Origin of the sequence: Pseudarthrobacter sp. 1G09, assembly GCF_050038305.1 — a bacterium.
Lineage (GTDB): Bacteria > Actinomycetota > Actinomycetes > Actinomycetales > Micrococcaceae > Arthrobacter > Arthrobacter equi.
The window spans coordinates 3,522,262-3,541,805 of record NZ_CP188306.1 but is presented as its reverse complement, the minus strand read 5'-3'; the positions used below and the strand labels follow the sequence as shown (position 1 = coordinate 3,541,805).

Here is a 19,544-nt window from a genome sequence, read left to right as displayed (position 1 = left end):
GTTTTCCTACTTCTTGGGGATGGTGCGGCTGCGTCCGCGGAACTCGGCGATGAGCTCGCCCGGGGTGCTGGTGCCGGGGTCCGCGCCGGGGGTGTGGGCGTCGGTGGCGAAGATCTGGATGTCGTACAGGCCGCTGCGGCCGGCGCTGGAGCGGCGGTCTGCCACGGCGGTGAGGACCTGGCCACGGAACGCCGGCTTGAGGAAATTGATATCGACGCCGGAGGCAACGGTGATGGTGTTTTCCTCGCCGGGCGCCGGGCTGATCGGGTTGCACGCCAGGGCGAAGGCGGTGTCGCCGAAGGCGAAGATCATTCCGCCGTGGGCCATGCCGAAGCCGTTGAGCATTTCCTGCCGGAGGGTCATCCGGATGGTGGCGTGGCCGTCGCTGAGCGCCAGGACCTCGATGCCCATCCACTCGGAGGCATAGTCGTTTTCCAGGATGGGGTGGGTGGCCCCGAAGAGTGTTGCTTCAGCCATGCGTCATTGCCTCCAGCTTTATTTACCGAATGTTCATTAGGTAATCCCATCAGGGGGTCCGATGTCAAGGGTGGCGCCGCCCGGCCCGGGTCTTCCCGCCCGGTTACTTTGCCGGCTCCGGGCACCGAAGCGGGGGACACGCCGTCGTCCGCGGCGCGCCGCACGGTGGGATGGGAAGCAACCGGGCGGGAACGCACGACGGCGGCGCGCACCTTTGTTCTTTGGGGCGCCGGAGGTGCAAGGATGGGGGGACCGGCACCAGCAAGAACAGCAAAGGGCGGACCATGGCCAAAGGCATCTACGTCAGCGCAACCACCCCGGGCTCGGGCAAGTCCCTTGTGGCCCTCGGCCTGGCGGACACCCTGCACCGGCACGCGGACCGGATCGGCTTCTTCAAGCCCGTGGTCCAGGGCCCGGTGGCCAGCGAGGACCCCATGGTCACCCTGATGAAATCCCGGTTCGCCCTGGAGGATGAACGCTGCCGCGGCGGCCTCACCTTCGAGGAAGTCCGGACGCTGCTGGCCGAGGGGCAGCGCGAAGAGATCGACGCCCGCTGCGTGGAAATCTTTGCCGACATTGCCCGGCACTGCGACGTGGTGATCGTGGAGGGGACGGACCTCACGGGCCAGGACGCCGCCGTCGAATTCGACCTCAACGCTCGCCTGGCCAACAACCTCGCAGCCCCCATCGTGGCCGTGGTGGGCGCCAAGGGGCGGACCGTCGCGGAGGCCGCTGCCGCCGTCGAGGTTGCCCGCAAGGAACTTGCCGCCGAGAAGTGCTCGCTGCTGGCCATCCTGGTCAACCGGGCGGACCCGGACGACGTCGAGGCTATCGCTGCCGCCATCAAGCCCGGCGCCTCCAAGCGTCCCGTCTATGTCCTGCCCGAGCTGGAGGAGATCGCCCGCCCCACCACAGGCGAGGTGGCCGCGGCCCTGGGCGTCCGGCAGATCGCCGGCCGGGCCGACATGGAACGGGACGTGAAGGACATCAAGGTGGCCGCCATGAACGTGGGCAACTTCCTCAACGTGCTGGACGAGGGCGCCCTGGTGATCGTGCCGGGGGACCGGGCGGATGTGATGGTGGCGTGCCTGGCGTCATCGTTCTCGCCGGAGTTCCCGGTAGCCTCCGCCCTCATCCTCACCGGCGGGCTCGCCCCGGATGCCAACATCTACCCGCTCCTGGCCCAGGCGCCCTTCCCCGTTTTTGCCGCCGGCGCGGACACCTACACCGTTGCCCGGCGCGTGTCCGAGGTCCGCAGCGAGATCTGGTCCGGGCACCGCCGCAAGGTGGCCTCGGCCCTGGGCCTGTGGTCCCGGCGCGTTGACGAAGCCGAGCTGGTGGAGCGGCTGCACCTGCCCCGGCCGGAACGCATGACGCCGCTGCGGTTCCTGCACGACCTGATCGAACGTGCCCGCGCCCAGCGGCGCCACGTGGTGCTGCCGGAGGGAACAGACGTGCGCATCCTGCGCGCCGCCGAGATCCTGCACCGCCGCGACGTCTGCGATCTCACGGTCCTCGGACCCGAAACGGACGTGCGCGAGCTGGCCGCCTCCCGCGGCATCGACCTCACCGGCATCAACATCGTGGACCCGGCAACCTCGGAGCTGCGGCAGCAGTTCGCCGAGAAGTACGCCGAACTCCGCGCCCACAAGGGTGTCGACCTGGCCAAGGCGCTCGAAATCATGCAGGACGTCAGCTACTTCGGCACCATGATGGTCCAGCTGGGCGTGGTGGACGGCATGGTCTCCGGCGCCGCGCACACCACCGCCCACACCATCCGGCCGGCCCTGGAATTCGTGAAGACCCGCGAGGGCGTGAAAATTGTCTCCTCGGTGTTCCTGATGCTCATGCCGGACCGGGTGCTGGTGTACGGGGATTGCGCCGTCAACCCGGACCCCAACGTGGAGCAGTTGGCGGACATCGCGCTCGCGTCCGCGGAGACGGCAGCACAGTTCGGGGTGGAGCCCAGGGTGGCGATGCTGTCCTACTCCACCGGCGGCTCCGGTTCAGGCGAGGCCGTGGACGAGGTGCGGCAGGCCACCGAGCTGGTGCGGGAGCGCCGGCCGGACCTCGCCGTCGAAGGACCTATCCAGTACGACGCCGCCGTGGACGCCTCCATCGCCGAATCCAAAATGCCCGGTTCGTCCGTGGCCGGGCAGGCCACCGTCTTCATCTTCCCGGACCTGAACACCGGCAACAACACGTACAAGGCGGTGCAGCAGAGCTCCGGGGCTGTGGCCGTCGGGCCCGTCCTGCAGGGCCTGCGGAAGCCGGTCAACGACCTCTCCCGCGGCTGCACGGTGGAGGACATCGTCAACACTGTGGCCATCACGGCCATCCAGGCCCAGGCCTAGGGACAGTACGACGGCGGCACCCGGCTTTGGTGAAAAAGCCGGGTGCCGCCGTCAGAGCGTTCGTTGTGCCTAGCTGTTGTCCGGCTTGGCGAGGCTGTCGTCGTCCTCTTCCTTGGCCGGCTCATCGGACAGCCCCTGCGGGGTCAGGTCCAGGCCCTCGCGGTCCTCGGGCGCCTCGGGGGCGTCCCCGGTTTCGGCGGCCTTGAGGTCCCCGGTATCGTCCAGCGCCGGGTTGGCGCCCTCCACACCCGCAGGGTCCTTGGAACTGGAGGCCCCTTCAGTCCCGCCCGGCTGAAGCGGCGCGGTGCTGCTGGATCCGGTGTTGGTGGGATCGTTCTCTTCGTTTGAAGTGGGGTCGTTCGTCATTGGGAATGTCCTCTCGACGTGGTGCAGCCTGTCCGCCGACCATAGGCACAGCCGGGCTGCATGCGCAAGGAAACCCGCCTGTCAGTGCCGCCACCTATAGTGGGGGTTGAACTGCAGAAGCAAGCCCCAGGAGGCCCCGCATGCTCGTGCTCGTCATCAACTCCGGTTCGTCCTCGCTCAAATACCAGGTGCGGGATGTGGCCGCCGGGACGGTGCTGACCGAGGGGCTGATCGAGAAGATCGGCATGGGCAACGGCGGTGACGGTGACGGTGAAATCGTGGGCCCGCGGGACCATGCTGAGGCGCTGGAGCAGGTGGAAGCGGCCATCCATGAAGAGCTGGGTGACCTGGAGCTCGGCGCCGTGGGCCACCGGGTGGTGCACGGCGGGGAGCGGTTCGCGGAGCCGGTGTTGATCGACAACGAGATCACCCGTGCCATTGAGCGCCTCAACCCGCTGGCGCCCCTGCACAACCCCGCCAACGTCCTGGGCATCCGGGCCATCACCAGGAAATGGCCGGACATGCCCCAGGTGGCCGTGTTCGATACCGCGTTCCACCGGACCCTTCCCGAACATGCCTGGCGTTACGCTGTCCCGGACGAGCTCTACACGAACCACGGTATCCGCCGGTATGGCTTCCACGGCACCTCGCACGAGTACGTCGCCCGCCGCGCCGCTGCGTTGCTGGATCTGCCCGTGGAGGAGTTCGACGCCGTCATCGCCCACCTGGGCAACGGCGCCTCCGTCACGGCGATCCAGGGCGGCCATTCCGTGGACACCTCCATGGGCTTCACCCCGCTTGAAGGCCTGGTGATGGGGACCCGCTCCGGCGACCTTGACCCGTCCATCCTGGTGTTCCTGGGCCGCGCCGGCTGGACCCCCGAGGACCTGGACTCCATGCTCAACCGGGAGTCCGGGCTCAAGGGCCTGGCCGGCAACAACGACATGCGCTCCGTGGTGGAGGCCTCTGAGGACGGTGATGCCAAAGCGACCATGGCGCTCGCCGTCACGTCCTACCGGCTGGCCAAGTATGTCGGCGGCTACCATGTGGCCGTCGGTGGGGCCAAGGCACTGGTGTTCACGGCGGGGATCGGCGAGAACTCACACCAGTTCCGGGCACTGGTGGCCGACCGCCTGGGCGCGCTGGGCATAGAGGTCGACGCCGGGTTGAACACTGCCCGGTCCAAGGAGCCGCGCGTTATTTCCACGCCGCAGTCCGCCATCCCCGTCCTGGTGGTTCCCACTGACGAGGAGCGCGCCATCGCTGAGGCGACGGCCGCCGTCGTAGGTTCCGGCCGGTAGCGGGGAGCTTGGCCTGCGCCGGATCGAAGCGCGGATGGACGAACTCAACACCGCCTCCGCCGCGCTCTGCCAGCGCCTGGGCATGCGGCTGGAGGGCCGCCACGTGGACAAATGGTTCTACAAGGACAAGTGGGCCACGGAGATGATCTACGCGGTGCTCGCGGACGAGTGGCGTGGAGGTGCTTCGGGGGTCCCTACGCCCGGCCCTTGAGGATGAGGTTCCAGTAGACCTGCGGGAAGACGTCGCGATCCACCACCCAGGACGCTTTGCTTTCGTTCCAGGTGGGGATTCGGGGAATGGTGGGCATGGGCCGGTAGCGGTCGTCGAACTCGGCGAACACCACGGTGTCGCGTGAGACAGTGAACGGGCAGACCGAATAGCCGTTGTACTTCTGCGTGAGCGGCTTTCCTTTCCGGGCGGCTACCAGGTTCTTGGCCAGGACCTTGGTCTGTTTGCGCAGCGCCCCGCCGGACTTTGAATTGGTGGTGCCTGCGGCGTCCCCCAGGGACCAGACGTTGGGGTAGCGCAGGTGGCGGAGAGTCTGCCGGTCCACCTCCACGAAGCCGCCCTTATCCGCCGGGGCCGGGAGGTCGGTGGCCTTCAGCCAGTCCGGCGCTGACTGCGGCGGCACCGCGTTGAGGACGTCATACTGCAGGGTTTCCTGGCTGCCTAAGCCGAGGTTGCGGATGGTCGCCTCCCGGCGTGTTGCGTCCACGGACACCAGTTCGCTGTCCGTCCGCAGCTCAATGCCGTACTCGGCGATCTTCCGGTCCAGTTCGCGGTCCACCTCCGGCACGCCGAACACGGTGGGGTAGGGCTGCACCATCACCACGCGGATCTTGTCCAGGACGCCCTGTTGCCGCCAGTAGTCGCAGGCCAGGTACATGGGCTTCTGGCTGGCTCCGCCGCACTTGATGGGCCCGGCAGGCATGGTGAACACGGCGGTCCCGGAGGTCAGGCCGCTGAGGAGGGTCCAGGCTTTCGATGCCAGCTCGAACTCGTAGTGGGTGGCGCCGTGCGGTGAATGGACAGCATCAGCCAGGCCCGGCACGGCGTCCCAGTCATACTGCAGCCCGGGGCAAACCACCAGCTGCCCGTACCCGACAGTTGAGCCGGATGCCAGCGTGACCGTGTTGGTGTTCGCGTCCACGTCCACGGCGGCATCCCGGATCCATTCGACGCCGGGCGGGATCACCGCGGCCTGGCTCCGGACGGCCTCCTTCGCCTGTGCGCGGCCGCCGGCAATGTGGGAAAACAGGGGCTGGTAGAAGTGGTGGTCCTTGGGCTCGACGAGCGCCACGTCCTTCACCCCGTAACGCTCCAGCCGCGCCGCCAGCGACACTCCTGCGTTGCCGCCGCCAATGATGACCACTTCATGCAAAGCGGCCACGGCGCTACTTCTTCTCGGTCAGTGCCGACGCCTTGTGCGCTGCCCGGGCGCCGGTCTTGTCCGACTCCACCACGTACTGCGGTTCATCCTTGCTGGCGCGGTGGGTGTTGCCGTCCAGTTCGAAGTCGCTGGTCTTCTTCTCAACGATCTTTCCGTGCGTCTTGCCCTGGGAGGTGTTCCACTCCACGTGCGTTCCCTTGCTGAGTGACATTGCTGCTCCTTCGGCTTCGTGCGGCGGAAAACAACTGCCCAACAATAGTAAGCATGGTGATCATTTCTGGGTACCTGTGAAGGGGACGGCATCCGGGCGCGGGGGAGAAGGCGGGCGTACGACGGCGGCGCGGGGCCGCCATCGTACGCTCCGCTCCAGGAGGGCCTACTTCAGCCCGGCCCCCGGCAGCAGTTCGGTGGCGCCCAGGGAGTCGGCGATGAACGCGTAGTCCCATGCCCGTTCGCGCCACTGCACGTACCGCCCGGAGGCGCCGCCGTGGCCGCCGTCCATTTCGATCTTCATGAGGATCGGCTCGGATCCGGTGGTGCGGTTCCGCAGTTCCTGCACCCATTTGGCGGGCTCCACGTAGAGGACGCGGGTGTCGTTGAAGGACGTCACGGCGGCGATTTTGGGGTACGCCATGTCGCGCACGTTTTCGTAGGGCGAGTAGGACTTCATGTACGCGTACACGTCAGCGTCGGTAATCGGGTTGCCCCATTCCTCCCACTCGAGGGCGGAGAGGGGCAGGTCCGGGTCGAGGATGCTGGTGAGCGGGTCCACGAACGGCACCTGGGCCACGACGGCCTTGTACTTTTCCGGTGCCATGTTGGCGATGGCGCCCATCAGCAGGCCGCCCGCCGAGCCGCCCAGCGCCGCGATCCGCGAAGGGTCCACCCACCCAGAACCGGCCAGCCAGTCCGTGGCGTCCACGAAGTCCGTGAACGTGTTCTTCTTGGTGAGCTTCTTGCCGTCCTCGTACCAGTGCCTGCCCAGCTCACCGCCGCCGCGGATATGGGCGATCACGAACACCACGCCGCGGTCCAGCAGCGAGAGCCGCGCGATCCCGAACCCGGGGTCCATGCTCAGCTCATATGAGCCGTACCCGTATACCAGGCCGGCCGCCGTCGAATCCTGCCTGATGTCCTTGTGCCGCAGGACGGACAGCGGGATGCGCGTGCCGTCCGCCGCCGTCGCCCATTCACGGGTGGCCACGTAGTCGCTGCCGTCGTAACCGCCCAGGACGGGGCTCTCCTTGCGCAGCAGCAGCTCGCCGGAGGGCTGCTCCGCGGTGGGCAGGACGAAGTCGTAAATGCGCGACGGCGTGAAGTAGGACGTGTAACCCAGCCGGATGACGGGTGCCTCGTAGTCCGAGCCGCCCACCCCTGCGGTGTAGAGCTCCTCGTCAAACGCGGGTTCCACCGGGGCCTGCTGCGCCGGCGTGCCCAGCCCGGCCAGCCCCATCACCTGGACGCGCTCGATGGTGTCCTTGCGGATGGAGGCGATGAGGTGCGTGGAGGTGACGCTGGCACCGTTGACGCGGACGTCGTCGGAATGCTCGACGACGGTCTGCCAGGCCTGCTCCGCCAGCGGCTTTGCCAGCTCGGCGGGGTCCGCCAGGGAGACCATGGAGTTGATGGCGCCGCGGTTGTGGGTGAGCAGGATCTTCTCGGCCCTGACGCCGTCCGGGCCATCGAGCAGGAACGGCTCAGCCTCGTACAGGACGCGCTCGTCCCGCGAAATGACTGTGATGAGCTGCTGTGCGGGGTCGTCGAAGCGGAGCAGCCGGGTTTCGCTGTACTCGGAGCAGCCGATGCCCAGGACCAGGTAGCGCCGGTCCGAGGAGAGCTCGAAGCCGAGCCACATGGCGGTGTCGTCCTCCTGGTAGATCACCGTGTCCTCGCTGACCGGGGTGCCAAGGACGTGCGCCTTCACCTGATACGGGCGCCAGGAGTCATCCACCACGGTGTAGAAGAGACGGCTGCCGTCGGGGGAGAAAGAGACGCCGTAGAAGATGTTTTCAATGACGTCCGGGAGCAGTTCGCCGGTGCGGAGGTCCTTGATCCGGAGGGTGAAGCGTTCGTCGCCGGAGTTGTCCACGGCGTAGGCGTAGAGGGTTCCGTCCACTGTCACGGCGGTGCCGCCCACGGAGAAGAACGGCTTGCCCTCGGCCTCGACGTTGCCGTCCAGCAGGACTTCTTCGCCGGGAATTTCGACGCCGGGCTCCACGGCCGGCGGGGTCCAGTCGGCGATCCTGTCATCGGTGTCGCTGGCGCGGACACGGCACTGGATGCCGTACTCCTTGCCCTCCACCGAGCGGCTGAAGTACCACCAGCCGTCCTTGCGGTGCGGAACCGAAAGGTCGGTTTCCTGGGTGCGGCCCTTGATCTCCTGGAAGATGGCTTCGCGCAGCGGTTCCTGGTGGGCGGTGACCGCTTCCTGGTAGGCGTTCTCGGCCTTCAGGTGCTCCACCACCTCGGCGGACTCCTTGTCCCGCAGCCACTCATAGTTGTCCACGTAGGTGTCCCCGTGGTGCGTCCTTTCGGTGGGCACCTTCTTGGCCACGGGCGGGATGGCGGCGGACGCTGGCGTGCTGGCGGAGTTCTGCAGCGGAGTGGAGGTCATGGACTCAATATATAGACCGGGCACCCCGCCGTGGCCGGCGTTCGCTACCGGGGAAGAAACCCCTCTCGTTTCCCCGCCACCCCCGGTTGTAGGGCACGTAGCACCCGACGCTGGGAGCCCTAAGTGGCAGGGGAGCGGGGAACTCTGGGCGCGGGCGTGGGGGTGAGAGCCGCCGGATGTGGGCGGGCGTTGCGGGGGGGAGCGGGCCTGTCCGGCCGGGGGTGGCAGGCGTATCGTGTTCAGTTCAAGGCACCTGGCTTGGTACAGGCGCCGCCCAGCGTGAGAGGGGAAGATCCATGACCATCCCGCCAGTGCACGAACCGTCGCCGTTCCCGCCGGAGCCCGGTCCGGATCCAACATCGCCTGATCCCACGCAGCCCGGCCACCCAGGGCCTCCGGCGCCCAGCCCGTTCCCCGCTCCCGAGCCTCCCGGACCGCTTCCTGTCCCGGACCCCGGGCCGGCACCCCTCCGCCCTGATCCCACGCGGGATTAGCCGGCCACGTAGAACCCTTCGAATGGGCCCTCTGCAGATCTGCGGAGGGCCCTTTGGCTTGCCCCGGGTCCTGCCCTGGCCCCCAAAAAATCTTCACCGGCTGGGCTTGCATACCTGTGCCGCCGGTGCTAAAAAATCTATATCAGCCACCATAGATCGGCTGAAAACTTACACAGTGTTGGACCACCCTTATGAGGAGGAAGCCATGTTGATGCGAACCGATCCGTTCCGCGAGCTGGACAGGCTGGCCCAGCAGGTCCTCGGCACGGCGGCCCGTCCGGCAGCCATGCCGATGGACGCCTGGCGGGAGGACCATGACTTCGTGGTCGCCTTCGACCTTCCCGGAGTTTCGCCTGAGTCAGTGGACCTGGATGTTGAACGGAACGTGCTGACAGTGCGCGCCGAACGCCCGGACCCCGCCACCAACAACACCGAACTGATCGCCTCCGAACGGCCGCGCGGTGTCTTCAGCCGCCAGTTGATCCTGGGCGACACCCTCGATACGGAAAACGTGAAGGCCAGCTACGACGCCGGTGTCCTGACGTTGCGGATCCCGGTCGCCGAGAAGGCCAAGCCGCGCAAGATCGAAATCGAGATGAAGGGGGCCAAGCAGGAAATCGCAGCCTAATCCCGCTGAAAATCGCTAAGGGATCGGGACGCCGGGCCTTTGTGTTGACTGCCTTCTTGGGCGATTCGCCACTTTGTGCACGCCACAGCGCCAGACAGCGCACCGGCAGCTGTGCCCGCGCTTCCTGATACGGCGGCCCCCGGCTTTCGGCCGGGGGCCGTCCAAGTTACCGGCGGGGATGCCTTGTGATGGGCGTCCCGGCGGGTGTAGAACGGGGATACCGGGAGGATCCGAACGCGTTGTATCTGCCAGTTTTGGGCGATTGCCACTATGGAACGCCACAGCGCCGGTAGCGCATCGGCAGTTGCGAGTGATCCCCTCCGAGACGGTGGCCCTCCGCGTTAATGCAGGGGGCCATCCGCTTGCCGGGGCTGGGTCAGGTACCAAGCTCCAGCATCAGCGCCGGCAGTTCGTCGGCGAGCTCACGGGCCAGGAATCCGAGCGGTCCCATCCTGCTGGCCAGCCGGTCCGCCGCTGCCGCGTGCAGGTGCGTGCCCCAGCAGGCTGCCTGCGCGCCGGTGGTTCCGCGGGCCCGCACACCGGCGATCGCCCCAGCCAGGACATCCCCGCTGCCCGAGGTCCCCAGCCCGCCGTACCCCGTGGTGATCTTCCACAGCCCGGACTCCTCCGGACCAACGCCTGGCGGCCGGGCGATCAGGCCCTGGCAGCTCACCACCGCGCCGAACCTGCGGGCGATTTCGGCCACGTCCGTTTCCAGGTCCTCAGTGTCCCGGCCCAGCAGGATGCCGGCCTCTGTGGGGTTCGGGGTCAGGATCAGCCGCCCGCGCCACGGCCCCACCAGGTCCTCCAGCTCCGTGAGCGCGGCCAGCGCAAAGGCGTCAAGGACGACGGCGGGACCTCCTTCCCGGCCGGACGCGCCGGAGCCTGCGCCGCCGTCGTCGTGCTTCCCACCGGCTTGCCCGTCGCCGGCAGCGTCCCCTGAAGAACCGGCTGCTTCTTCGCGGGCCAGGAGCGCCTCAAGAAGCTCCCGTGCCAGGTCCGGATCGTCGAGCCCGGGGCCCACCAGGATGGCGTCGGCCGAGTCCAGGTTGGCCGAAATCCGGTCCACGCCCTCAGCCGTGACGGAGCCGTCAGCGGTTTCCGGGAGCCCGAGGGCACCGCACTCGGGCAGGGCGACAGCCACCTGGACCGCCACGGATTCGGCCACGGCGAGCGTCAGCTTCCCTGCGCCGGCCCGCAACGCGGCGGCGCCGGCCAGCAGTGCAGCACCCGGGGTGGCGCGCGCACCGCCCACCACCAGCACCGAGCCGCGCGAATACTTGTCCTCGCCAGGAGCAGGCAGCCGCCAGTCCCGCAGCAGCGATGGCGTCACCAGCTCCGGGCCGGAGTCACCGCGGCCGGACACTGGCATCTCCGGCATGTTCGGTGACCGCGACGCCCTGTTCGGCCAGGTGGTCAGCGACGTTGAAGCTCTCCAGCGTCCAAGGCCCCGCACCGGACGGCCGCACATACCGGGTCATCGACGCGTTCAGCACCGACGTGCTGGCCGCGAGGTCCAGCAGCTCCTGCTCGGACATGCCCTCGAGGAGGTAGCGGAACAGCAGGATGACGGCGTCGTGGCAGACCAGCATCACCCGGTGCCCGGTGCCGAGGTTGTTCAGCTCGGCCAGCACGGAGCGAAGCCGGAGCGCCACATCGGCCCATGATTCCCCGCCCGGCGGACGGTAGTACAGCTTCCCCTGCCAGGACCGCCGTTCGGCCTCCTCCGGGTAGCGCGTCTCAACGCCCACCCGGGTCAGCCGGTCCAGGATGCCCAGTTCGCGGTCACGCAGCCGCTCGTCCACCTGCACCTTCACGGACCAACCGGCGGTTCCGACAGCGATTTCCGCCGTCTGGTGTGCCCGCGCATAGGGGGAGGACACCACAGCGTCCGGCCGGCAGTCCTCGGCGATCCGCGCCAGGGCCGTCCCCAGTGCGGCGGCCTGTTCCTGGCCCACATCGGAGAGGTTCACGTCGGCATCGCGTGCCGGCACCTCAATGATCTCAGCGCCCGCCAGGTGTGCCTCGGTGGCGGCAACGTTACCTTCGCTCTCGCCGTGCCGGATCAGCAGCAGCTCCACCGCGCCGGCCTCCTGCACCGCTTCCGTCAGTCCGTCGTCGTCCATGAAAATCACTCCCCGTCCGCGTCCGTGCCGAATCCGGAACACTACCAGCGGCCGTACCCACAGGGCCGGAAAGATAAACGGACGGACGGACGGACGGTGGCGTGGCACCCGCTGCCCGAGTCCAAGGGTGCCACGGCCACCGTCGTGGGTCCTACCGCTCCGGCGTCAGCACCTTGGAGAACACTGTGGCGCCGTTGGCATTCCGGAGGCTGGCGGTGAAACTGTTGTCCTCGCCCAGCTGGACGTGCCCGAAGAACTGGTTTTCGCCGTCGCGGGGTGATTCGCCCGGGAAGCGGCCCGCCTTGGCGAACACCACCTCCGGGCCGAAGGTGCCGTCCATGGCGTTGGGTCCGAACGAGCCCGCGGCGATGGGCCCGGCCACGAACTCCCAGAACGGGTCGAAATCGGTGAACGCTGCGCGCTCGGGGGAGTAGTGGTGGGCCGCGCAGTAATGCACGTCTGCGGTCAGCCACACCACGTTCTTCACGCGGTTCTTCTTGAAGGCGCTCAGCACCCCGGCGATCTCGAGTTCGCGGCCCAGGGGAGCGCCGTCGTCGCGGTTGGCCAGGCTCTCCTGGTTCACGGCACCGTCCGGCACGATGATGCCCAGCGGGAGGTCCGCGGCAATGACCTTCCACGTCGCCTTGGACTTCGACACCTCCCGGATCAGCCAGTCCACCTGCTCCTGGCCCAGGATGTTGGTGGCGTACGCCTCCTTGCCGTCCGTGTTGGGGGACTTGAAGGTGCGCATGTCCAGGCAGAAGATATCCAGCTGCGGGCCGCGGGAGATCTTCCGGTAGATGCGGGCCGGCTGGTACTGGCCGCCGTCGTCGAACGTGCCCGGCCGCCACAACGTGCTGCTGTCCGCGATGGGCATGTTTTCCTGCCAGGCCTGCCGACCGCGGGCAGCGAGGACGTTGACGTCCCGGACGGAGTAGCGGGGGTCGTCCAGGATTTCGCCGGGGTACCAGTTGTTGGTGGTCTCGTGGTCGTCCCAATTGGCGATCACCGGGACGTCCGCGAACATGGCGCGCATGTTGGCGTCCATCATGTTGTAGCGGTGCCGGCCTCGGTACTCGGTGAGCGTCTCGGCCACCTTGGACACCTCCTCCGTGACCAGGTTCCGCCACACCCGCCCGTCCTTTTCCACCACGGTGTCGGTAAGCGGGCCGTCCGCGTACACGGTGTCGCCCGAGTGGATGAAGAAATCCGGCCGGGTCTGGTGCATGGCCCGGTAGCCGAACATGCCGCCCACCTCTTCGTTGATGCCCCAGCCCTGGCCCGCGGTGTCGCCGGTCCAGACGAAGCTTTGCGCGTACGACGCCGGGACGTCGCCTCCGTTGTTTGTGTCACCGGCGCGTCCCTTGCCGTTCACCGCGCCCCTGTCCGGTGCAGTGCGGAAGGTGCCGCGGGCCGATTCTCCGGCCGCCCCGCCGTCGTCCTCGAAACTGATCTCCAGGGCGAACCGGGTGTTGGACGGGAGGTTTCCCGCGTGGATCTTCGCGGTGAAGTCGGACGCCTGGGTGGCCCGGGGCCCGCGGATGACCCGCTCAAAGGCGCCCCGACCGCGCAGGACCGCGCCGCCGTCGTCCACTGCCCGGAGCACCGCCGTCATGCGGCCTGCCTCCGAGGACCGGGACCACAGGACAGCCGAATCGGAAGTGACGTCACCGGTGGCGATGCCGCTGGGGAGCGTCAGCCGGTTCCGGACCAGGGCCACACCGGCTGGTGACCGGGTGGGTGCGGCGGGCGCGGTGGCGTTGGCGGCGTTTGCTGCGGCCGGGGCGGAGGCAAGTGCGGCGGCGAGCACGGAGCCCTTGACGATGGTGCGGCGTGGGATGTCAGTCATGCCCTCCACCCTTCAGCCGCCGTGCGCACAGGTCTTTTCGGCAAGGTGAACGGCGGGTAAGCCAGGGTTGAACAGCGCCCGTTCCCTACTCCCTCGCGAGCTCGCCGATCCGGCCCTCCCGCAGCGCTGCACCCACCGCTGCGATGCCGCCGTAATCCGGGAACAGCACCGACTGCCCGGCAATGAACCCGGACCCCGCCGTCGGAAGCGTCATGCTGCGGATCGCACCGGCATCCAGGTTCCGCAGGCTGTAGGCCAGGATGGCGGCCTGGATGGGGTCGAAGCCCTTGTCCACGGTGAGGCAGCAGGACGCGAACTCCACGAGGGACCGCACCGCTGTGACGTCGTTCAGCGCCCCGCCGGCGGTGAGGCGGGCCAGGATGGCGCGGAGCATGATCTGCTGGTCGCGGACCCGCTGGAAATCGCCGTCGGCAAACGCGTACCGCTCCCGGGAGAACTCCAGTGCCGCCTGGCCGTCCAGGTGGTTCATGCCGGCGGGGAACACATGCTCGGTTTCGATGGTCGACTGGAACGGGACGGGCACGTTGACGTCGATGCCGCCCAAGCCATCCACCAGGATCCTGAAGCCGCCGAAGTCCAGCATCAGGGTGTGGTCGATGGTGATTCCGAGCAGCTGCTGCACAGCAGCCGTCTGCATGTCGATGCCGCCGTACTGCAGCCCTGCGTTGATTTTGGCTCCGCCCAGACCGGGGACGTCCACCCATGTATCGCGATTGATGGAGATGAGGTAGAGGTTTCTGCGGTCCGCCGGAACGTGGACCACCATCAGGGTGTCCGCCCTTTGATCCTGGACTTCGCCGGTGGCTGCCGTATGAGCGGCGGCATCTTTTGCTGGTGTGCCGCGGATGTCGCTGCCGATCACCAGGATGTTCATTGCCCCGGGCGGCAGTTCCGCGATAGGCGGTGGTGCCGGTGGCGGCGTTTCCGATGGGCTTTCCGACGGCGTGGGGATGGTGGTCTCGCTTTGGGTGGCGGTGCCCTGGGCGGCCGGCGGCGTGACGTTGCCGGCGCGGGTAAGGCTCACCACGGCCACGACGGCGGCAGCCACCAGGACCAGGGCCAGCAACGCGGCGATCCAACGGCGGCGGCCGTGCGCCACCATCCACCGGCCGTGCTGTGAGGTGCCCGGGTTCCTGGGTCCGGCAGGACCGGATGGGTCCGAACCGCCTGGTGTGCTCATAGTGCCCCCTCACCTCACCGTGACTGTGGTGGGATCAGTGTCCGCCCGCCGGTGCCCGGTTGGCTACAGCCGTGGCCAAACTGTCACCTGCAGGGTGGTCACGGGCCGGACTCAGCTGGGTGCCGCCGTCGTGATGACACCGAATTCGCAGGGACGCTACAGCGAGTTCGGGACGTTCCCGCGAGCCGGAGAGTTGAGGCGGGCGTGCCGCAGGATGGACACGATGGCGGGGGCCAGCTCGTCCTCCATCTGCCGGTACACCTCGGGGGAGCGCCGGTACGGGTCAATGATGTCGTTCTCGGCGGAATCCGCCGGCAACGCCAGGTGCCGGACGCCTGCAGCACGGGCCGGGAGGCTCCGCCAGTACGCGGTGTTCGCGGCCAGCGGGTCGGCGTCACGGTGTTCCTCGGCGGGGGCGTCCGTGGCACGGCTGTCCAGCACATCGAGCATCCGGGCGAACTCGCGGATGGTGAACGTCCGCTTCAGCATCGACGCGTCCTGCTGCAGCACCTCGCCGCGGTGGCCGGAGGTCATGGTGAGCACCAGGTCAACGCCGCGGAGGATCCTGGAGTTGAGCTGCCGGGCCTCGAAGCCGTCCGGGTTCCCGCCGTAGGTCCGCACGATGTCCGCCGAAATCGGCTGCATGGGATCGCTCACCATGGCCCGGGTTCCGGCGCTGGCCACCTCGAACCCGCCGGGCACCACCTGGTTGAGCCCTGTTTGCAGCAGCCGTTCGGCCACAGGCGAGCGGCAGATGTTGCCCGTGCAGACGGTCAGGATTCTTACGGGTGCGGGGATATCCAAGGGAAGTTACTCTTTCCAGCCGATGCCGGGACCGTACAGTCCGTGCCTCTCAACTTAACACGCACACGCCCGACGGCGGCCGCCCCACCCCGCACGCGCGCCCACCACTGGCGGGCGCGCGGCGGAGCGAAGGAGTTACAGGCCGGCCAGGAGTTCCTTCATCTCAGTGATTTCGGCTTCCTGGGCCTTGACGATGTCGCGGGCCAGCTGGATGGTCTGGGGGTACTTGCCCGAACCGATTTCCTGCTGGGCCATGTCGATGGCGCCTTCGTGGTGCCCGGTCATCTGCTCGAGAAAGAGGCGGGCGGCGTCGGTGCCCTGTGCGGCCTTGAGCCGGGCAATGCCGTCGTCATCCACCATGCCGCCCATGCCGTGGCCGGAGTGGTCGCTCATCATGGTGGGCACGTTCCAGCCCTCCAGCCAGCCGGTCATCTGCTTGATCTCGGGTGTCTGCGCGTCCTTGATCCGCGTGGCGAGCGAGGCCACCGGGGCAGGGATGCCGGGCTTGGCCAGCAGGATGTCGCTCATCTCCACGGCCTGCTGGTGGTGCGGGATCATCATCTGGGAAAACATGATGTCCGCCTGGTTATGGTCCGCGTTGGCGTCCGGCATCATGCTGGACATCGGCGCGGAGCTGCCGTGGTCCATGGGCATGGTGCTGCCGGGGGTCCCGGATCCGGTCCCGCAACCGGCGAGCCCCAGGGAGGCTGCGAGGGCGGCTGCGAGGGTCAGCGTCTTGAATTTCGTGGTCATTGTTGGTCCTTCAGGGAAGTAGTTGAACTGGCTCGGTGCGCGGGTGGCCGCGCGGCGCAGTCGGCTTACGTCCGGCTGATGGACAGTTCGCAGGGCGTCGGGCTGGGCGGGATGAAGGAGTAGCCGGTGGCCCCGCGGGTACTGGCCGCCGGCGCCAGGAGTGTGATGTGGCCGGCCGGGGGCGGGACGGCCGCCAGCGATCCGGCCTTTGCCAGCGGGGTGCAGGACGCGCCGGCTTCCCGCGCATCCGGGCAGCCTGCGCTGCAGGATTCGGAGGCGGTGAAGGATGGGCCCGCACCAGCTGCGTCTGCCGTGCTGGCTGGGTGGCCAGTTGCAGAATGTCCGACGGCGGCGTGCCCGGCCGTATGCCCCACGGCGGCGTGTTCCTCCGCGGTATGCCCAACGGGAGCATGCCCGACGGCGGCGTCCCCGGCAGTGCGGGTGACGTCCGTGTGGGCTGCGTGGGACGAATGGTCCGCGGTCATAACGTGCATGCCGAAGATCCCGGCCACGATGGCCAGCACCGCAGCCAGTAGCCCCGCGCGGAGGAAAGCTGCCGACAGGACGCTGGCGCGTGCGGTCATGCTGGTTCCTCCTTCGCGGGTCTGGACTGGATCATTCTGGACTGGGCTGCTTTGGATCGGGCTGGACTGGACTGCTGCTGAACGGGACTGCTTCAGGACAGGCGGTGCCCAGTTCTTTCAACGTACCTCGGACGGGTTGAGTTTCACCCGCCGCAGCAGCTGGGCATTCAGAGCCACCACAATAGTGGATGCGGACATCAGGACGGCTCCGGCTGCCGGTGAGAGCACCACTCCGGCGAACGCCAGGACACCCGCGGCCAGCGGCACGGACAGGATGTTGTAGCCGGTGGCCCACACCAGGTTCTGCCACATCTTGCGGTAGCTTGCCCGGGAGAGGTCCACCATGGACAGCACCGCACGCGGATCGTTGCCGGCCAGCACCACTCCTGCTGATTCCATGGCCACATCCGTCCCGGTGCCGATGGCGATGCCCACCTCTGCGCGGGCCAGCGCCGGAGAGTCGTTGACGCCGTCGCCCACCATGGCCACCTTCATCCCGCGGGCCTGCAGTTCGGCCACCTTCTTGTCCTTGTCCGCGGGCAGGACTTCGGCGAACACCTCGTCGATGTTCAGGTCCTCGGCCACAGCTTGGGCCACCTGCCGGGCGTCGCCGGTGATCATGCCCACCTTCACGCCGCGGTTCTGCAGCGCCGCCACGGCCTGGCGCGACTCCGCACGCACCGCGTCCTCCAGGCTGACGGCGCCCAGCACGCGGCCGTCGTCGTCAATCACATGCAGGACGGCAGCGCCGCGGTCCATCCACGCCCGGGTGGACTGCGCCAGCGCGGAAGGTTCGACGGCGCCCAGCTCGCGCAGGAGCGCGGGCCCGCCCACGTGCACGGTGCGTCCGTCCACGCCGGCTTTGACGCCGCGGCCGGTCAGGGAGGTGGAACCGGTGGCAACCGGAAGGGTGAGGTTCCGTTCGCGGGCCGCCCGGACGATCGCCCGGGCCACGGGGTGCTCGCTGTCCGACTCAACGGCGGCGGCCAGGGCCAGCAGCTCATCGGGATCCACTCCTTCGGCAGCTGCCACATCCTTGAGCTGCGGTGCGCCTGTGGTGAGCGTGCCGGTCTTGTCGAAGAGGACAACGTCGATGGTGCGCATCCGCTCCAGCGCCATCCGGTTCTTGATCAGCACCCCGGCGCGGGCTGCCTGTTCAGTGGAGATGGCGATCACCAGCGGAATGGCCAGGCCCAGGGCGTGGGGGCAGGCGATGACCAGGACGGTCACGGTGCGGGTGACGGCTTCCGGGATGCTGCCCAGCAGGGTCCAGGCGATGAATGTCAGGACACCTGCGCCGGCGGCAAAGTAGAACAGGAAGGCTGCGGCGCGGTCGGCCAGGGCCTGGGCGCGCGAGGATGACGACTGGGCTTCGGCCACCAGCCGCTGAATGCCAGCCAGGGCGGTATCGTCGCCCACTGCGGTGACCCGGACGCGGACGCTGGTGTCGGTGGCCACGGTTCCGGCCACCACGGCGTCTCCAGGCCCGCGGGGCACGGTCTTGGATTCGCCGGTGATCATGGATTCGTCAACCTCGGCCTGCCCTTCCACTACCGTTCCGTCGGCAGGCATCCGGGCGCCGGAGCGGACCAGGACCAGGTCGTCAGGCTGGAGTTCGGAGGCGGGAACGGTTTCGGTGCCGGTTTCCGTAATGCGCTCGGCTTCGTCTGGCAGCAGCGCGGCTAGGGCATCCAAAGCCCCCTGCGCCGATCCCAGGGCGCGCATCTCGATCCAGTGGCCCAGCAGCATGATGGCCACCAACAGGGCAAGTTCCCACCAGAAGTCCAGGTCGAACCCGCCGATGCCAAGGCTGGTGACCCATGAGGCGGCGAACGCCACCGTGATGGCCATGGCGATCAGCAGCATCATGCCCGGCCGGCGGTCCTTCAGCTCCTGCAGCCCGCCCTTGAGGAACGGCTGGCCGCCGTAGAGGAAGATGACGGTTCCCAGGACCGGCGGGATCCAAGCCGAGCCCGGGAACACGGGCGCCATGTAGCCCAGGAGGTGGCCCACCATGGGGCTGAAGTAGACCACGGCAACAGACAGGGCCAGCGTGAGCCAGAACCTGTTCCTGAACATGGCGGTGCTGTGCCCGGCGTGTTGGCCCGTCGTGTGGACCGTGTGGTCGTCATCGTGGTGCAGGTGGGCGCCGTGCTGCAGGGATGCCGCGGTGTTCGCGTGGCCGGGAGCTTGCCCGGGGCCGGGGACGCGCCCGTGCCCGGAAGGGGCGGCAGCAGCCCGGGCGTCGGTGGCCGCGCCAGCGGATTGGCGGCCGCCGTCGTGATGGTGATGGGAATGGTCTTGCATGGGAGTCAGGTCCTTTTCTTGCTGAAGGAAGAATCCTTGTGGACAAGCAGGCGCTGGGATTGAACGGCTGTGAAAGCTGGGCGCCCCAGGGGCGCCGGCCGGGACATACCACTTCACTGACAACACTTTGAAGATACCCCTAGGGGGTATAGATGTCAAGGGCTGCGGACGGCGTGCGACCGGGGAACCAGCGGTCCTGCCTATCAACTTAATCTGGCGTCCGTCATACTTATATAAAGGCCCGCGCGGGGAGAGCATGCCTGTGCGGGCGGAGCGGATGCTACATGGAGGTGGC

Annotated in this window: 17 protein-coding genes; 4 read left to right on the top strand and 13 right to left on the bottom strand. The window is 68.1% G+C overall.

Annotation, left to right across the window (positions count from 1 at the left end; all coding sequences use genetic code 11):
* Positions 1-6: 6 nt before the first annotated feature.
* Entirely contained in the window at positions 7-477 is a 471-nt protein-coding gene (locus tag ACP3TD_RS16365; protein ID WP_426764037.1) for a hotdog fold thioesterase, read from the bottom strand.
* 284 nt (positions 478-761) lie between these two features.
* On the opposite strand from ACP3TD_RS16365, the gene pta reads away from it, so the two are divergent.
* The gene (gene pta / locus ACP3TD_RS16360) at positions 762-2,831 is read left to right on the top strand and encodes a phosphate acetyltransferase (RefSeq protein ID WP_426764036.1); all 2,070 of its coding nucleotides are present in this window, start codon (positions 762-764) and stop codon (positions 2,829-2,831) included.
* 69 nt (positions 2,832-2,900) lie between these two features.
* Here the strand turns inward: pta and ACP3TD_RS16355 are convergent, their stop codons facing one another.
* Positions 2,901-3,197: a hypothetical protein gene (locus ACP3TD_RS16355; protein WP_426764035.1), complete on the bottom strand. Its 297-nt coding sequence runs from the start codon at positions 3,195-3,197 to the stop codon at positions 2,901-2,903.
* Positions 3,198-3,337: 140 nt separating this feature from the next.
* Here ACP3TD_RS16355 and ACP3TD_RS16350 point away from each other — a divergent pair, with 140 nt between their 5' ends.
* Both ACP3TD_RS16350 and ACP3TD_RS16345 read left to right on the top strand, forming a co-directional pair.
* Positions 3,338-4,498 carry an acetate kinase gene (locus ACP3TD_RS16350; protein WP_426764034.1) on the top strand — a complete coding sequence of 387 codons (1,161 nt, stop codon included), beginning with the start codon at positions 3,338-3,340 and terminating at the stop codon, positions 4,496-4,498.
* A gap of 34 nt (positions 4,499-4,532) precedes the next feature.
* Complete coding sequence (locus tag ACP3TD_RS16345; protein WP_426764033.1) at positions 4,533-4,709, top strand: GNAT family N-acetyltransferase; 177 nt, start codon at positions 4,533-4,535, stop codon at positions 4,707-4,709.
* Here ACP3TD_RS16345 and ACP3TD_RS16340 read toward each other — a convergent pair.
* From ACP3TD_RS16340 to ACP3TD_RS16330, 3 genes are all read right to left on the bottom strand, one after another.
* Positions 4,693-5,889, bottom strand: a complete 1,197-nt coding sequence (locus ACP3TD_RS16340) for an NAD(P)/FAD-dependent oxidoreductase (RefSeq protein WP_426764032.1) — start codon at positions 5,887-5,889, stop codon at positions 4,693-4,695. The two genes, ACP3TD_RS16345 and ACP3TD_RS16340, sit on opposite strands and share 17 nt — an antisense overlap.
* Before the next feature lie 4 nt (positions 5,890-5,893).
* Complete coding sequence (locus tag ACP3TD_RS16335; RefSeq protein WP_015938198.1) at positions 5,894-6,100, bottom strand: DUF2945 domain-containing protein; 207 nt, start codon at positions 6,098-6,100, stop codon at positions 5,894-5,896.
* Between the two features lie 165 nt (positions 6,101-6,265).
* Positions 6,266-8,503 carry a S9 family peptidase gene (locus ACP3TD_RS16330; protein WP_426764031.1) on the bottom strand — a complete coding sequence of 746 codons (2,238 nt, stop codon included), beginning with the start codon at positions 8,501-8,503 and terminating at the stop codon, positions 6,266-6,268.
* Positions 8,504-9,202: 699 nt separating this feature from the next.
* Between ACP3TD_RS16330 and ACP3TD_RS16325 the strand changes: the two genes are divergently transcribed.
* On the top strand, positions 9,203-9,625 hold the full coding sequence (locus ACP3TD_RS16325; RefSeq protein ID WP_426764030.1) for an Hsp20/alpha crystallin family protein: 423 nt from the start codon (positions 9,203-9,205) through the stop codon (positions 9,623-9,625).
* 376 nt (positions 9,626-10,001) lie between these two features.
* On the opposite strand, the gene ACP3TD_RS16320 is transcribed toward ACP3TD_RS16325, so the two are convergent.
* From ACP3TD_RS16320 to ACP3TD_RS16285, 8 genes are all read right to left on the bottom strand, one after another.
* Positions 10,002-10,997, bottom strand: a complete 996-nt coding sequence (locus ACP3TD_RS16320) for an ADP-dependent NAD(P)H-hydrate dehydratase (RefSeq protein WP_426767276.1) — start codon at positions 10,995-10,997, stop codon at positions 10,002-10,004.
* A complete protein-coding gene (locus ACP3TD_RS16315; protein ID WP_426764029.1) occupies positions 10,975-11,751 on the bottom strand; it encodes a histidine phosphatase family protein in 777 nt (258 codons plus the stop codon). The genes ACP3TD_RS16320 and ACP3TD_RS16315 overlap by 23 nt, the downstream gene beginning before the upstream one ends.
* 151 nt (positions 11,752-11,902) lie before the next feature.
* Positions 11,903-13,600, bottom strand: a complete 1,698-nt coding sequence (locus tag ACP3TD_RS16310; RefSeq protein WP_426764028.1) for an alkaline phosphatase D family protein — start codon at positions 13,598-13,600, stop codon at positions 11,903-11,905.
* 85 nt (positions 13,601-13,685) lie between these two features.
* A complete protein-coding gene (locus ACP3TD_RS16305) occupies positions 13,686-14,801 on the bottom strand; it encodes an LCP family protein (RefSeq protein WP_426764027.1) in 1,116 nt (371 codons plus the stop codon).
* A 156-nt stretch (positions 14,802-14,957) separates the two neighbouring features.
* Positions 14,958-15,605 (bottom strand): low molecular weight phosphatase family protein, encoded by a 648-nt coding sequence (locus ACP3TD_RS16300; protein WP_426764026.1) that lies wholly within the window; start codon positions 15,603-15,605, stop codon positions 14,958-14,960.
* Between the two features lie 135 nt (positions 15,606-15,740).
* Positions 15,741-16,358, bottom strand: a complete 618-nt coding sequence (locus ACP3TD_RS16295) for a DUF305 domain-containing protein (RefSeq protein ID WP_426764025.1) — start codon at positions 16,356-16,358, stop codon at positions 15,741-15,743.
* Positions 16,359-16,423: 65 nt separating this feature from the next.
* Complete coding sequence (locus ACP3TD_RS16290) at positions 16,424-16,942, bottom strand: hypothetical protein (protein WP_426764024.1); 519 nt, start codon at positions 16,940-16,942, stop codon at positions 16,424-16,426.
* A gap of 117 nt (positions 16,943-17,059) precedes the next feature.
* Positions 17,060-19,249, bottom strand: a complete 2,190-nt coding sequence (locus ACP3TD_RS16285; RefSeq protein ID WP_426764023.1) for a heavy metal translocating P-type ATPase — start codon at positions 19,247-19,249, stop codon at positions 17,060-17,062.
* Positions 19,250-19,544 lie beyond the last annotated feature (295 nt).